This is a genomic window from Hoeflea sp. IMCC20628 (genome assembly GCF_001011155.1).
Taxonomy (GTDB): domain Bacteria; phylum Pseudomonadota; class Alphaproteobacteria; order Rhizobiales; family Rhizobiaceae; genus Hoeflea.
In genome coordinates, this window is record NZ_CP011479.1 from 851,784 (window position 1) to 866,616 (window position 14,833).

Below are 14,833 nucleotides of genomic sequence, written 5' to 3' on the forward strand. Positions count from 1 at the left end.
CCAAAACTGTTGTGCAACCAGTATCCGAATTGGGAGAGTTTCCGTTAGCTGCGCCTTCAAGATTTAAAATGCAGAATTTCGAAAGCTGACTGTGGCAAAAGCTCCAGCGCGGCACGCACTTACCGTCTTCGGTTCGGGCGTCTGCGTTTATGACAACTGGTCGTTCGCGGTTATTCGTTGTAGGACAATGATTGTCATATTCCGGTACGGGACAAAATTTTGCAGAACGAACCATTCTTCGGATTGAACTCCTATCACGTCGCACTGGCTGTTATCGGCGTGATCGTGATCGTTGCGCGGTGGCTGCCACGGCTGATTTCCAAACGCGAACCGGCATCAGCGCCGCTGATGATCCTGTTCGGCGCCGGGGCCGCATTGCTGATGCCGGGATTGCCGACGCTGCCGGACCCACGTCAGGTGCCGCTGCCCTGGGAACTGGTGAGCGAACTGACCGTCATTGTGGCTCTTTTCGGTGCCGGCATGCGCATTGACAGTCTGCGTCCCTGGAAACGCTGGACACCGACCACGCGCATGCTCGGCATCGCGATGCCACTGACCATTCTGGCCGTCGCCTTGCTGGGGGTTGGTCTTGCGGGGCTGACGGTGGCCGGTGCCATACTGCTTGGCGCGGTGCTGGCGCCGACGGATCCGGTGCTGGCAGCCGATGTTCAGGTCGGACCGCCGCATGAAGGCGCTGAACACCCGGTTCGCTTCACCTTGACCACAGAGGCGGGTCTGAACGACGGGCTGGCATTTCCCTTCGTCTATCTCGGGCTGATCGTCGCTGCCGAAGGCCTCAACCCCGGAATATGGGCTGTCGACTGGTTCCTGCGCGACATTGTCTACCGGATCGCTCTGGGGGTCGGCATGGGCTGGGCCGGCGGCAGGCTGTTGGGGTTCATTCTTTTCAAGGTGCCAAAAGGAGCGGTTCTGGCTGAAACCGGGTCCGGGGTCATCGCGCTGGCGGGCGTGCTATTGTGTTATGGCTCGACCGAGCTGATCGAAGGCTATGGTTTCATCGCCGTTGCGGTTCTGGGGCTGACCCTGCGGCGGATCAAGGCAGAGCATCACTTCCATCGGCAGCTGCACGATTTTTCGGAATCCATCGAACATGCGCTGACCGCGCTGCTGCTTATTGCGCTCGGCAGCGTTCTGCCGGTCCTGTTTGCCGATTTGACGTGGACACATTTTGTCGTGGCCATCTTGCTGATACTGGTGATCCGCCCTCTATCGGGATGGATCGCTTTGTCGAAAACGGACCTCGACAACCGCAGCAGAGCGGTGGTTTCAGTCTATGGGGTTCGCGGCATCGGCTCGATCTACTACCTGTGCTATGCGGGGAGCCATATCGAGTTCACCAACGAGGCCCAGCTCTGGTCTCTTATCGCTCTTGTCATCTTGATGTCGACTATCCTGCACGGCTTCACCGTCGGCTGGGCGATGGACCGGTTGAAAGAGGATTGAAGTCGGGTAGCGCTGAAATTGCTTTGCCGGCGCGTGTCTCAGACTGCGGGCAGCAGCGCTTCGGCCTGGGGGCGGATCACCCGGTTTTGTGGGCGCCCTGACCGGCCAATCGTGTGGCACAGCAGAATGACTGGCAGCAGGCCAAAGCCGACAATCATCAGCGAGGGCAGGGCCGCCTGGTTGAGGCGTTCGTCTGAGGCGAGCCGGTAGGCCTGCACAGCCAGCGTGTCGAAATTGAATGGCCGCATGATCAGCGTCGCCGGCAGCTCCTTCATCACATCGACAAAGACAATCAGCAATGCGGTCAGCAGGCTGGGGCGGAGCAAAGGCAGATGAACTTCGATGAGCATGCGGCCCGAGGTGCGACCAAGCGTGCGGGCGGCGGCGTCGATGTTTGGCTTGATCGCCGAGATGCCGGTGTCGAAGGCGCCCAGCGCCGAAGCGATGAAGCGCACCATATAGGCCACCACCAATAACCCGACGGAGCCGGTGAAGAACAGGCCGGTGGAGACGTCGAAATTGGTCCGCGCCCAGGCGTCGACCATGTTGTCGAGTGCGGCAAAGGGCACCAGCAGTCCCACCGCGATTACTCCACCAGGCACGGCATAGCCAATGCCTGCCGCAGTTGCGGAAAAGCGCGACGCCAGGCTCGGCGCGATGCGGGCACAAAAACCGATGATGACGGCGCATACGACAGTCACAGCCGCGGTGATTGATGCCAGCGTCAGCGAGTTTTGCACATAACCGAGATAGCGTGGTGAAAACGGTGATTTACCGGCGCCAATCGCCATGTCTGCCAGAACCACCAGCGGAATGGCAAAGCCGATGGCGACAGGCAGAACGCAGGCTGTAAAAGCCGCAGCGGCGCGCCAGCCGCCCAGGTTATGCCGCTCCATGGTTTCAACGCGCGAGCCTGCGGGAAAGCGTTTTGCGGCGCCGCGCTCGGCGCGTTCGAGCAGTGCGAATGCCAGCGCCACAACGAGCAGGCACATGGCAAGTTGCGAGGCCGCCATGCGGTCGCCCATGGAAAACCAGGCGCTGTAGATTCCTGTGGCGAAGGTCTGCACGCCGAAATGCGCCACAGTGCCGAAATCGGCGATGGTTTCCATCAGTGCCAACAGCACGCCGCCGGCAATGGCCGGGCGCGCCATCGGCAGGCTTACCCGCCAGAAGGCGGACCACGGTGTGTGCCCCAAGGTACGGGCAGCGAAATAGGCCGTTGGCGACTGCTTGAGGAAGGCGGCGCGGGCCAGCAGATAGACATAGGGGTAGAGTACGAAAATCAACATCGCTGCGGCTCCGCCGAGCGAACGGACTTCCGGGAACCAGTAATCCTGCGGTCCCCAGCCAGTGATTTCCCTGAGCGCTGTTTGCACCGCGCCGGGATGATCGAGCAGGTCTGTATAGGCATAGGCCAACACATAGGCAGGGAAGGCGAGCGGCAGCGCCAGAACGATCTCGAACGTGCGGCGGAATGGGAAGCTGCAGGTTGTCACCAACCAGGCGGTAGAGGTGCCGACAACGGCCGTGCCGACGCCGACGATGGCAACCAGTTGCACCGTGGTCAGCGCATAGCGCGGCAGCACCGTCGCCATCAGGCTGTTCCAGGTGTCAAATGTGCCCGACGCCGCCGCGAAAGCCACCGCGACAATTGGCGCGAGGCAAAGCAGGGAGACAATCCAGGCTGCTGTCTTGAGTGCGCGTTCGCCCACTGGCCGGCTTATCCTTTACGTCTGGCTTGATCCCGGGTTAGACAAGCCTTGCCACGGTCGGGGTGTTTCGCATGCCCCGACCTCAGGGAATTGACAGCGGAACTTGCCTCGACCAATGATTGTTGAGTAATTCATACAGGTTTTAGCGTCAACCGGCGGCGCACATCATCCACGCAGGCGTCCAGGACCACGCATGATTGTTTGCCAGTGCAACATACTGTTTCGACACGAGATCGAAAAGGCCGTGGAACAGCTCCTTGCGGACGATTCCTGGCGGCTGATCGTGCCTTCCACCGTCTATCACGCGATGCGGATGCGCGGCCGCTGCTGCGGCTGTTTTCCCGATGTTGTCGAGATCATAGCCGAGGTGCCCGCGCGGGTGCGACCTGAAGACGCGCCGAGCGAATCTGCCGAAGCGATCGTTCGTCCGGATTGACGGCATCGCAGCCAATGCTTAAGTCAGGGACGCATCCCGGATACTGGCGCGCCCGAGGCTTGCGCGCCTCACTTCAAAGGCAGACCGTTTCATGGACCTTCGCCCCGTTACCCCCACCTATTCCGTTGCCGGCCAGATTTCCGTAGAGGACCTTGCCGCCATCAAGGCAGCCGGATTCAAATCGATCGTGTGCCACCGTCCCGATGGCGAGGCTGCCGATCAGCCGAGTTTTGCCAGCATCAAGCAGGCAGCCGAAGCGCTTGGTCTCGAAATCCGCCATATCCCGGTGGGCCCTACCGGCGTGACCGCCGAAGCGGTGCGCGAAATGCTCGATGCTGTCGAGGAATTGCCCACTCCGATGCTCGGCTATTGCCGCTCCGGCGCTCGCTCGACCGCGATCTACCAGCATACGGAACACATGCGCGGCTGAGCGCTGGCCGGACCGCTGGCGCCATTTGTGGACAAGCGCCGGGGCATGGCGCATGAATTGCGATGAGGATCTCCAAACCCGCAAGGATGGTTCAGCCGTGCCAACCAGACGAAGCAGAACCCGACATTCCCGGCGGATGTTCGCTGCCATCGCCGCGCTGGCGTTGATCTACACGGTGCTGGCCTACGTTCTCGTTCCACTGGGCTGGGATTATCTGTCCGAACCACTCTTCCAGCCTTCCGACGGTGTGCCGCGTTTGACCGAGACCCGGGATCACCATGCCGGTGACCCGATCAATGTGGCGCTGGTCGGCGACGAAGCGGCGATAAAATCCGCTATGGCAGCGGCCGGCTGGTTTGCTCCTGATCCGCTCGGATTTAAAAGCGATTTGGACATTGCCGCCGATATCATTCTCGACCGCGCCTATGTCACCGCGCCCGTCAGCCGGCTGTTTCTGTTCGGGCGAAGCGAGGATCTGGCATTTGAAAAACCGGCCGGGCCTGATCCGGACACGCGGCACCATGTGCGGCTGTGGTTGCTTGCTGAGGATGAAGGGACACAGAAGCCTGGTGTCTATGTCGGCGCGGCATCGTTTGACCGGGGCATCGGCATCTCCCACGAAACCGGGCAACTGACGCATCATATTGCACCCGATGTCGACCATGAACGCGACCGGCTGAAAACCGATTTGATGCAGACCGGCCAGTTGTCGGACCATGAAATGGTGGCCGGTTTTCATGAGCTGCGCACCGGTTTTAATGGCGGTGGCGATCCATGGACCACCGACGGTGATCTCTGGGCCGGGGTGTTGCGCGCGCAAAAGTGAGCTGATCAACCGCGAGCGGACAGGTTCTGCAGCCGGTTCAAATAAGGCCGATTTGATTGTTGCGCCGGGCGCGGTGCCGCCGTTGCCATTTGAGAAATCCGCGATAGAAAAGTTCGGCCAGTTGCCGGATGCCGGGGGTACGGAACAGCAAGGCAAGGCGTCTGAGAACCGGGATTTGCTCCCAGATCGCCGCAAAGGCATCGACGCCTATGTGCCAGGGGCCATTGGCCTCCCGCGCATGAAACCTGCCGAGCAGATCGGCGCGGCTCTTGTCCGAAGGCAGCTCGCTGTCGGTAAGGGCAACGATGTCTATCCAGGCGATCCGCTGCTGCCGGTCGATATGGTGATAAAGCGCCACTTCCTGTCGGCAGACCGGGCAGTCGCCATCATACCAGACGCAGAGTTGGGTGGTTGGCTGTGAGGTCATCATAGCCAACCATCTGGCGTTGTCGGACGCCGCGACAAGGCAACGGGGGCGCCAGCGGCTATTTTTTCACACCGGTGCCTGCGATCTGCGACATTGTCCGCGTCGGGGTGATGGCCTCGGGATCGAGCTTGACCTCGATGATCGCAGGCAGGCCGGAGGCGCGGGCGCGCTCGAAGGCCGGTGCGAAATCCGCTGTTGTCTCCACGGTTTCGCCATGGCCGCCGAAGGCACGGGCATAGGCAGCGAAATCCGGATTGGTCAGTGTCGTGGCGCTGATACGGCCGGGATAGTCACGCTCCTGATGCATGCGGATGGTGCCGTAGATGCCATTGTTGACCACCACGGTGATGATCGGCAACTGGTGGCGTACCATGGTGGCGAATTCCTGGCCGTGCATCAGGAAGCAGCCGTCGCCGGCAAAACAGACCACCAGCCGGTCCGGAAACGCCTGTTGGGCACCAACTGCGCCGGGGACGCCATAGCCCATGGTGCCGGATGTGGGGGCCGCCTGGGTGGCGAAGCCGCGGAAGCGATGGAAGCGGTGGACCCAGGTGGCGTAATTGCCGGCGCCATTGGTCATGATCGCGTCTTCGGGCAGGTTTTCCTCCAGCCAGTTGACGATCGGTCCCATCTGTACCGGGCCGGGACCGGTTTCGGGCGGCGTTGACCAGGCGAGGTAGGAATCGTGCATGGCCTTGACGCGCGCGGCGCGGCTCGCAGGCACCGCGTTGCCGATGGTCAGCAGGCTGGCGGCAAAAGAGGCCGGGTCGGCATTGATGGCGACTGTCGGCTTGTAGACACGGCCGAGTTCGGAGGAATCGGCGTGGACATGGACCAGCGGTTGCTTGGGGTAGGGGGTGTCCATCAGCGTGTAGCCCGATGAAGGCATTTCCGAGAACCGGCCACCGAGGAGGATCACCAGGTCGGAATTCTTGATCTCGTCAGCCAGCGCGGGGTTGATGCCGATGCCGACATCGCCGGCATAGGCCGGGTGAAGATGATCAAACAGCATCTGGCGGCGGAGCGAGACGCCGACCGGAACGCTGGCGCGGCTGGCGAATTCCTGGACTTCGTGGACCGCTTTTTCGGTCCAGCCGGAACCGCCCAGGATCATCACCGGACGCTCGGCGCTTGCCAACCGGTCTTCCAGTTCGCCCAGTTCAACGGCGCCGGGGCGGGTGGCCACCTTGGTGTATCGTTGCGGCACGACGGGATTTTCGACCATCTGGCGCAGCATGTCCTCGGGCAGCGACAGCACCACCGGGCCGGGACGACCGGAGGTGGCGATGGCAAAGGCGCGGGTGATGAATTCCGGGATCCGCGCCGGATCATCGATCTCGCCGACCCATTTGGCAAATTCGGTAAATGCCCGGCGGTATTCGACTTCCTGGAAGGCTTCGCGTTCGCGGGCGTCGCGCTGCACCTGGCCGATGAACAGGATCATCGGGGTGGAATCCTGCCGCGCCACATGCAGGCCGGCAGATGCATTGGTGGCGCCGGGGGCGCGGGTGACGAAGCAGATGCCGGGTTCGCCGGTAAGCTTGCCCCAGGCATCGGCCATCATTGCGGCGCCGCCTTCCTGGCGGCAAACGGTGACGCCGATGTCGGAATCGATCAGCGCGTCGAGCACGGCAAGGTAGCTCTCGCCAGGCACGCAATAGAGTTGGCGAACGCCATTGGCTTTCAGCGAGTCGACAATGAGTTGGCCACCGGTCTTCATGGGCGTGGTCCTTTGGATTTGATGGATTCAAGTTCGGCCAGCACCTCATCGGTGTGTTCGCCCAGACGAGGGCTTGGCCGGTCATAGTGAAGCGGTGAGGCCGGAAGAATGATCGGCGCGCGCACCGAAGGAATCTCGGTTCCGGCCTGATCGGTCAGATCCATCCGCAGCCCGCGCGCGATGGCCTGCGGGTCGTCGAACATCTCGGCGATATTGTTGATTGGCCCGGCTGGCACGGCATTGGCCTCGCAGGCTTTTAGCATATCGACCTTGGTCCATGTGCTCATCTGGGCAATGATCTCGGTACGCAGCCGCACGCGGTGGGCAACGCGGGACGGGTTGGTCTGGAACTCCGGATCGGCGCCGAGTTTGGTGGCGCCCAACAGCTTGCAGAAACGCTGGAACTGTCCGTCATTGCCGACGGCGATGATGATGTGGCCGTCAGCGACCGGGAACACCTCGTAAGGGGCGATGTTCATGTGGGCGTTGCCCATCTGGACCGGAGCGACACCCGAGACCAGATAGTTGAGGTTCTGATTGCCGAGGACTCCGGCCTGGGTGTCAAACAGCGCCATATCGATCATCTGGCCTTCGCCGGTCTTCTCGGCGTGGCGCAGCGCCGCCTGAATGGCGATCACCGAATAGAGCCCGGTGAAAATATCGGAAATGGCGACGCCGGCCTTTTGCGGCTCGCGGCCGGGTTCACCGGTGATCGACATCATGCCGGCCATGGCCTGGATGATGAAATCATAGCCGGCGCGCGGCGCATAGGGTCCGGTCTGGCCGAAGCCGGTAATTGACAAATAGACGAGTTTCGGATTGGCAGCTTTCAGGCTGTCATAATCGAGACCGTATTTCTTCAACCCGCCGACCTTGAAGTTTTCGAGCACCACATCGGCAGTGGCGATCAGGTCGCGGGCGGTCTGAGCTCCCTCGGAGCTGGCGATGTCGAGTGTGATCGAGCGCTTGCCGCGGTTGGCGGAGTGGTAATAGGCGGCGGACAGGTTCTCGCCATCTGCACCGGTGACAAAGGGAGGGCCCCAGCGACGGGTGTCGTCACCGCCTTCGGGGTGTTCGATCTTGATCACGTCGGCGCCGAGATCGGCGAGCAGCTGTCCGGCCCAGGGACCGGCCAGAATGCGTGCCAGTTCAATGACGCGGACGCCGGCAAGCGGCGCGGGCGCTGCGTCTGAAGGGGCTGCGGTCTTGGAATCAGACATCGGATGCGCTCGCCGCTGCCCGTGAGGTCAGCTTCAAGAATGTGCCGAGGTTATCGCACGTGAAAAGATCGAAAATAGGACCAGCCCTCCGGTTAGTGACTGTTTGTTAGCAGGTTTCTGTGGAGCCTGTCACGCGCGCAACTGAGACGTTTTAGCGCGGCAATGCGGGCCGGTTCACGGGGCTCTGGGTGGTCCTGGTTCGACTGTGTTCAGACCGGGCCGGGCAGGGCATTGTCAAGCCAGGTGGCGAAATCGGCCATCGACTGGTCGCGGTTGATTTCGTTTAGTGTTTCGTGCCGGGTCTTGGGCAGGATTTGCAGTGTGACGTTGGTAAGTCCGACCTTGCGCATCTGGCCGGCAAGCCATGTGATCGCCGCGCCCTTGTCTGTCGCCGGGTCCTCCGCGCCGCCGGTCAGATGGACCGGCAAGTCCTTGGGCAATTGCACCAGCCTTGCTTCGGAGCCGCCTGTGTAGATCAGGTCAAACACGTCCCGCCACATGCTGACAGTGGCGTCCCAACCGCAGAGCGGATCGGCGACATAGAGATCGACTTCCGCCGCATCATGGCTGAGCCAGTCGAAATCGGTACGCCGGTCCGGCATGGCATTGGCCCAGGCCTGAAAGGTGAGTTTGGGCAAAATCGCGCTTGGGGTGTCGGAGCCCTTGAAGAATGCTTCGATGGCCAGGAAGCCCTGGCCGGCGCGTCCGGCGAGCCCGGCGTTGAAATTGGAATTCCATACTGCAAGCGCGGCGCTGGCATCGGGGTGCCGTTCGGCGAAATTCAACGCCACCAGACCGCCCATTGAATGGCCGAAGGTGACGACCGGCAAGCCGGGATGGCGTTTTCCAATCAGCGCGTGAATGGCGGCGACATCGGCAATCGCCTTCTCAGCCCCATCCTTGGCTGCAAAGGCGCCGGGGATGGCATCGGGCGCACGGGTGGCGCCATGGCCGCGGTGGTCATGGACATAGACATGAAAACCGCGCTCAGCCAGGAACTTGGCAAAGCGCTGGTAGCGCGCCGCGTGTTCGGCCAGGCCGTGGTTGATCTGCACCACGCCACGGGGCTGACCCTCGGCTGGCATGTGCCTTACAGCAAGCTCCGCGCCGGTCGGGCTCGAAACGGTAAAGGGTGAGAAATTGCTCATGCAGCATTGGCCATGGCCGGGGCATGGAAATCAAGAGGGGGTGAGGAGCGATCACCAGATGAAGCCATCAGCAACGGGGAGTGCCGGCAAGTTTCGAGCCTATTTTGGCGAAATCACCGGATGATAACGTGCTTTCGGAGTGTCGCTTCATCGGCTGCCCTAAAATCGGCGGGTTGCCCTTGCTGGAAAAATCGCTAGTTGAGGGGCAACAAGCCATGGAGTGCACAGCGTGAGCGATCTGACCCTGACCCAAGCCATCGACAATATCTACACGTCGATCAAGAACGACAATGAAGAGCTTGACATCCATATTGCCGCGCTCAAGGCCACCATGGCGCGCGAAGGCGTCAAGGAAGCCGAGTTCGAACCCGGCAAGCTGGCGCAGTCCAACCGTCAGGGCCGCAAGATCATGCAGTCCTATTTCCGCAAGAAGGGCGTGGCCGTCACTTTCTCGGCCTGAGCCGGATTTGGCTGCGACTGAGCCTTGTCCTTGACGCTGACGCGGAGGGGCCTTTCGGAGCTCTCTTCGTCTTTTGCTGACAGATGACCCGCGAACGGCAACATCGGCGGCCAGGCATCTGAAGGGTTTCCTTTTGTCCCGTAACGACTAATGTTTCCGCCTGAGCAGGGTGTGACGGTGGATCTGCCGTCCGGACATTTTGGGACAACCCGATTGGAAACCGAAGATCCGATTGACGGCGGGGAACAGGGCGCAGCGTCTGGCGATGACCGGAGACGGTCAACGGCGATGACCGGCGGGGCCTCGCAGGGACGCCGCTTTCATGGCGGATCGGCGATGATCGTGTTTGTACTTGGTGTTGCCTGCGGCATTCCAGCGGCGATTTTCATGCCGGGCTTTCTCTCCGAACACGGCTCGGTTGTCCTCGGGATCGTGCTCGGGGCGCTCTTGTTTGTCACCGTCGTGTTGTCTTTGGTGTTTGTGTTCCGCCAGCCGCTGTGGCGCTGTTTGTTCCAAAGGACCGAGATCGAAGTCACAAGATTTGCCGGGCCGCTGGCCGATGTGGCGCGCTTTGCGGCCGGTCAGAAGGTCGAGGAAGCCACAAATGCTGCGCGGGATTTTGCCGAGATCGTGCTGGCACGTTACGCCTGGGTTTCGACCCGGCGCTGGCTGATCGCCTCGATCACCGGCCTGATTGCAGCAATGGCGGCGCTGGCGGGTTCTGCGCTGCTGTTCGAGCAGAACAAGTTGTTAAGGGCGCAATCGGGTCTGCTGACGGAGCAGAACCAGCGTATTGATATTCAGAATGCGTTGATCGACACCCAGATCCAGTTGGCGGAAGCTGAACGCAGCGCCCAGATCGGACCGGAAGTGGTGGAAATCGGTGCGTTGATCGGAGCCGAACGGCAGACATTTCTCGATGGTGGCGGCAATATCGAGAACTTTGGTCTCTTCAATCTCAGCAGTTCCACGCGCGGGCGCATCATCGCGGCAAGCCTGGTGGCGCGGCCCTATCGTTACCTGGCGCCATCCAATGCAAACCCACGCGACGCTGAAGGCCTGATCGTCACTGCGCTTGCCCAGCGGCGCGACGCGTTGGCCGATCCATCGGAGTTCGACAGTCAACAACAGGTGCGCACCGACACCAAGCGGCTGGTCGACCGGCCGGTCAGCCCGGAGCGCGGCGATCTTCTGACGATGATGTCAGCCAACTCCATTCTCGATACCGAGGCGCTGACATTTTTGGGCGCGGATTTTTCCTTCGCCGAATTCCGCCGCGAGCTGGCCGGCGGGCTCTCAATGCGGCATGCACGGCTGGCATATGCTGATTTTTCCTGGACCCGGATGGTCGGGAGCCAGTTCGGCGCGGCGCAGCTTGACCTGGCGCGAATTGAAAACGCAGTTGTGCGCGGCACGAATTTCTCGTCACTTCCGGCGGATGAGGTGGCCGAGCCTTTCAGCGCGGACGGTTTCGACTATCTTCCGACCCGTATGACCGGGGTGAGTTTTAGAAACAGCATCATTTACAACACTGCTTTCGCTCGCATCCAAGCGATTGCGCCGTTGTTTGATGGCGCAGTGGTTGCAATGGCCGACTTCACCGGTGCGTCGATTGCCGCGTCGAGTTTTCGCAACGCCATAATCATTGAAAGCAATTTCGAGGGCGCCAGCCTTTTGTCGATGGAGTTGGAAGGCGCGATCGTGTTTGACCAGACTTTTCTTGAAAAGCTCAAGCAAGCCGCCGCGCCAGGAACCTTCGTGGCCGAACGCTGGCAGCTGACGCCCATCTCGGCAGGAGAGGTCGCCGACCACCCGCTTCATAACGAAATGACCGTTCAAGTGCCTGAAAGTGCCTATGTCGGAATTCAGGCCTGGCGCATCAGCCGGGTTGAGCAAACGTCCGACTGATCATTTTGGCAGGTTTGGCGCGCCATCATTGCCCTCGCGCTCCAATTCGCATAGACAGCGGACAACAATCCAAATCATGTCTGGAGCGCATCGTGGCACGGCAGTTCATCTATCACATGGCGGGGCTCAACAAGTCCTTTGGCACCAAGAAGGTCCTCGAAAACGTCCATCTGTCATTCTACCCGGATGCCAAGATCGGTATTCTTGGTCCCAACGGCGCCGGTAAATCGACGGTTCTCAAGGTCATGGCCGGGCTCGACAGCGAGTTCACCGGTGAGGCTTGGCTGGCCGAGGGCGCGACACTCGGTTACCTGCCGCAGGAACCGAAGCTCGATCCGTCCAAGACGGTGCTTGAAAACGTCATGGAAGGCGTGGCCGAGAAGCAGGCGATCCTTGATCGCTACAACGAGTTGATGATGAACTATTCCGACGAGACCGCCGATGAAGGCGCGCAGCTCCAGGATGTCATCGACGCGCAGAACCTGTGGGATCTCGACAGCCAGGTGGAAATGGCGATGGAAGCGTTGCGCTGCCCACCGCCTGAAGCCAGCGTGGAAAGCCTGTCGGGTGGTGAAATGCGCCGCGTTGCGCTGTGCGCGTTGCTTCTGCGCCAGCCTGATCTGCTGCTGCTCGACGAGCCGACCAACCATCTCGACGCCGAAAGCATCGCCTGGCTCGAGAAGCATTTGCGGGAATATCCCGGCGCCGTGATCATGATTACCCATGACCGCTACTTCCTTGACAATGTGACCGGCTGGATTCTGGAACTCGACCGCGGCAAGGGCATCCCCTACGAGGGCAACTACACCGCTTATCTGGAAGCCAAGCGCAAGCGCATGAAACAGGAAGGCCGCGAGGACGCCGCCCGGCAGAAGGCGCTCAGCAGCGAGCAGGACTGGATTGCTTCGTCGCCGAAAGCCCGGCAGGCCAAATCCAAGGCGCGTATCCGCGCCTATGATGAACTGGTCAAGGCCGCCAATGACCGCAGTCCCAGCAACGCCCAGATCATCATTCCGACCGGTGAGCGGCTCGGCCACCAGGTGATCGACGCGGAAGGCATTTCCAAGGCCTATGGCGACCGGCTGCTGATTGACGATCTGACCTTCAAGCTGCCGCCCGGCGGCATTGTCGGTGTCATCGGCCCCAACGGCGCCGGCAAGACCACACTGTTTAGGATGATCACCGGCCAGGAAGAGCCTGATTCCGGCACCATCACGATCGGCGAAACGGTTCAGCTCTCCTATGTCGACCAGAGCCGCGATTCACTGGATGGCAACAAGAGCGTCTGGGAAGAGATTTCCGACGGCAACGACATCATCAAGCTCGGCCGGCACGAGATGAACTCCCGCGCCTATTGCTCGACCTTCAACTTCAAGGGCGGCGATCAGCAGCAGAAGGTCGGCACGCTGTCCGGCGGTCAGCGCAACCGGGTGCATCTGGCCAAGTTGCTGAAATCCGGCGGCAACGTGCTGCTGCTCGATGAGCCGACCAACGATCTCGACACCGAAACGCTCGGTGCGCTTGAAGATGCGCTGGAAAACTTCGCCGGTTGCGCCGTCATCATCTCGCATGACCGCATGTTCCTCGACCGGTTGGCCACCCACATTCTCGCCTTTGAAGGCGACAGCCATGTCGAATGGTTCGAAGGCAACTTCGAGGATTACGAGCAGGACAAGATCCGCCGCCTCGGTGCGGACTCGGTCAATCCGAAGCGGGTGACCTACAAGCCGCTGAAGCGGTAGAAGCCTGCCGGTTTCTGATGCGCCAATGATCAACCAGGCCTTGACTGGCCTGGTTTTGGCGGAGTTGAATTGCATTGCCGTGCGCAGTACAATTGGCGTAAAGGAATGCTGCGATGATCACCCTCGACCTGCCGAAAGACCTCGAACAACTGCTTGACCGCTTTGCCAAAGACCTTGGCATAAGCAAGGAAGATCTGGCTTTGCGCGCGATCAAGGATCGGGTCGAGGATCTCGAAGACCTGGCAATCGGCGAGGCAGCGATCGCCAATGATGATGGCGGACGTATCCCTCTGGCCGACATTGTTGCGGAATTCAGTGACGGCTCGGACGAGAACGGAAATCCGCTGCACGCAGCCGAATGACCTGGGCGGTCTCGTTTACCAAATCAGCGCGGAAGCAACTCTCAAAACTCAGTCCGGCGGATCGCAACCGGGTTTTGAAGTTTCTCAATGAGCGGGTTGTGGGCCATCCCGATCCTCGCGAACTTGCCAACCGATTGCAGGGAAAGAGTGTGGAGCTTTGGCGGTTCCGCGTCGGAGACCTGCGGCTTATCGTGCAGATATCAGGGGGGCTGATGACCGTTGTGGTCATCGAGATAGGCCACCGCAGGGAGATTTATCGTTGACCACAACCCTCATCACCGGAACCAATCGCGGCATCGGGCTTGAACTCGCCAATCAGGCGTTGGCCAAGGGCTGGACGGTCTATGGCTCGGCGCGGACTGTCGTCGCCGATCCCGACGCGCACATCTGCGAGCATCCAAAATTTCATGATCTCAAGTTTGATGTCACCGACCACGCGGCGGTGCGGGCGGCTGCGGCCAGTGTCTCGGAACCCATCGATATCCTGATCAACAATGCCGGCAGCATCGGGCCCGCGCGGCAATCGACGCTGGATATGGATTTTGACGGCTTTGCCATGACGCTTGCGGTCAACACGCTGGCGCCGCTGGCGGTGAGCCAGGCCTTTCTGCCGCATCTCAAGCGCAGTGCCAATCCGCGTATTCTCACCGTCTCGTCGGTGATGGGCAGCCTGTCGCATGCCAAGTCTGACCGGATCGCCTACCGGGCCTCGAAGGCGGCAGTCAACAAGGTGATGCAGGGGCTGGCAACCGATCTCGAACCGATGGGCATTGCGGTGGCGATGCTGCACCCTGGCTGGGTGCGGACCGACATGGGCGGGCAGGCGGCTGACATAGATGTGGTCACCAGTGCCGCGGGGATTCTCAAAATCGCTGAGGGCCTGACGCTTGAGGGCACGGGGCAATTCTACAACTGGGACGGCTCCTCGCTCGATTGGTGAGGCGCCACCTGACCGGGGAAGCTGCTTCTCTTTGGTTC

General features: G+C 61.0%; 13 protein-coding genes and 1 pseudogene. 9 read left to right on the top strand and 5 right to left on the bottom strand.

All coding sequences use genetic code 11. The annotated features are described in order from the left end of the window. Window positions 1-219: 219 nt before the first annotated feature. Window positions 220-1,464, top strand: coding sequence for a cation:proton antiporter (locus IMCC20628_RS04015; RefSeq protein WP_047029141.1), 1,245 nt, complete (start codon window positions 220-222; stop codon window positions 1,462-1,464). 38 nt (window positions 1,465-1,502) lie between these two features. On the opposite strand, the gene IMCC20628_RS04020 is transcribed toward IMCC20628_RS04015, so the two are convergent. Further along, complete coding sequence (locus IMCC20628_RS04020) at window positions 1,503-3,176, bottom strand: iron ABC transporter permease (protein WP_047029142.1); 1,674 nt, start codon at window positions 3,174-3,176, stop codon at window positions 1,503-1,505. 193 nt (window positions 3,177-3,369) lie between these two features. Between IMCC20628_RS04020 and IMCC20628_RS04025 the strand changes: the two are divergent. The 3 genes and pseudogenes from IMCC20628_RS04025 to IMCC20628_RS04035 form a co-directional block, all read left to right on the top strand. Then, window positions 3,370-3,537, top strand: a pseudogene (locus tag IMCC20628_RS04025) ((2Fe-2S)-binding protein); the annotation flags it as partial. Window positions 3,538-3,703: 166 nt separating this feature from the next. After that, window positions 3,704-4,042: a TIGR01244 family sulfur transferase gene (locus tag IMCC20628_RS04030; RefSeq protein ID WP_047029143.1), complete on the top strand. Its 339-nt coding sequence runs from the start codon at window positions 3,704-3,706 to the stop codon at window positions 4,040-4,042. 97 nt (window positions 4,043-4,139) lie between these two features. Continuing rightward, window positions 4,140-4,868: an LssY C-terminal domain-containing protein gene (locus IMCC20628_RS04035; RefSeq protein ID WP_197078387.1), complete on the top strand. Its 729-nt coding sequence runs from the start codon at window positions 4,140-4,142 to the stop codon at window positions 4,866-4,868. Window positions 4,869-4,905: 37 nt separating this feature from the next. Here IMCC20628_RS04035 and IMCC20628_RS04040 read toward each other — a convergent pair whose 3' ends face one another. The 4 genes from IMCC20628_RS04040 to IMCC20628_RS04055 all read right to left on the bottom strand — a co-directional run bounded on the left by IMCC20628_RS04040 (window position 4,906) and on the right by IMCC20628_RS04055 (window position 9,383). Further along, window positions 4,906-5,298, bottom strand: coding sequence for a DUF393 domain-containing protein (locus IMCC20628_RS04040; protein WP_047029145.1), 393 nt, complete (start codon window positions 5,296-5,298; stop codon window positions 4,906-4,908). A gap of 55 nt (window positions 5,299-5,353) precedes the next feature. Further along, window positions 5,354-7,015: a thiamine pyrophosphate-binding protein gene (locus IMCC20628_RS04045; RefSeq protein WP_047029146.1), complete on the bottom strand. Its 1,662-nt coding sequence runs from the start codon at window positions 7,013-7,015 to the stop codon at window positions 5,354-5,356. Beyond that, window positions 7,012-8,235 (bottom strand): CaiB/BaiF CoA-transferase family protein, encoded by a 1,224-nt coding sequence (locus tag IMCC20628_RS04050; RefSeq protein WP_047029147.1) that lies wholly within the window; start codon window positions 8,233-8,235, stop codon window positions 7,012-7,014. The genes IMCC20628_RS04045 and IMCC20628_RS04050 overlap by 4 nt, the downstream gene beginning before the upstream one ends. A 209-nt stretch (window positions 8,236-8,444) precedes the next feature. Next, window positions 8,445-9,383, bottom strand: coding sequence for an alpha/beta hydrolase (locus IMCC20628_RS04055; protein WP_047029148.1), 939 nt, complete (start codon window positions 9,381-9,383; stop codon window positions 8,445-8,447). 229 nt (window positions 9,384-9,612) lie between these two features. Here IMCC20628_RS04055 and IMCC20628_RS04060 point away from each other — a divergent pair, with 229 nt between their 5' ends. From IMCC20628_RS04060 to IMCC20628_RS04085, 5 genes are all read left to right on the top strand, one after another. Continuing rightward, on the top strand, window positions 9,613-9,843 hold the full coding sequence (locus tag IMCC20628_RS04060) for a hypothetical protein (RefSeq protein WP_047032239.1): 231 nt from the start codon (window positions 9,613-9,615) through the stop codon (window positions 9,841-9,843). Window positions 9,844-10,056: 213 nt separating this feature from the next. After that, the gene (locus IMCC20628_RS04065; protein ID WP_197078388.1) at window positions 10,057-11,751 is read left to right on the top strand and encodes a pentapeptide repeat-containing protein; all 1,695 of its coding nucleotides are present in this window, start codon (window positions 10,057-10,059) and stop codon (window positions 11,749-11,751) included. A 92-nt stretch (window positions 11,752-11,843) separates the two neighbouring features. After that, entirely contained in the window at window positions 11,844-13,493 is a 1,650-nt protein-coding gene (gene ettA, locus IMCC20628_RS04070; protein WP_047029150.1) for an energy-dependent translational throttle protein EttA, read from the top strand. A gap of 113 nt (window positions 13,494-13,606) precedes the next feature. Beyond that, the gene (locus IMCC20628_RS04075) at window positions 13,607-13,855 is read left to right on the top strand and encodes a hypothetical protein (protein ID WP_047029151.1); all 249 of its coding nucleotides are present in this window, start codon (window positions 13,607-13,609) and stop codon (window positions 13,853-13,855) included. Between the two features lie 259 nt (window positions 13,856-14,114). After that, window positions 14,115-14,795: an SDR family oxidoreductase gene (locus IMCC20628_RS04085; protein ID WP_047029153.1), complete on the top strand. Its 681-nt coding sequence runs from the start codon at window positions 14,115-14,117 to the stop codon at window positions 14,793-14,795. Window positions 14,796-14,833: the final 38 nt, after the last annotated feature.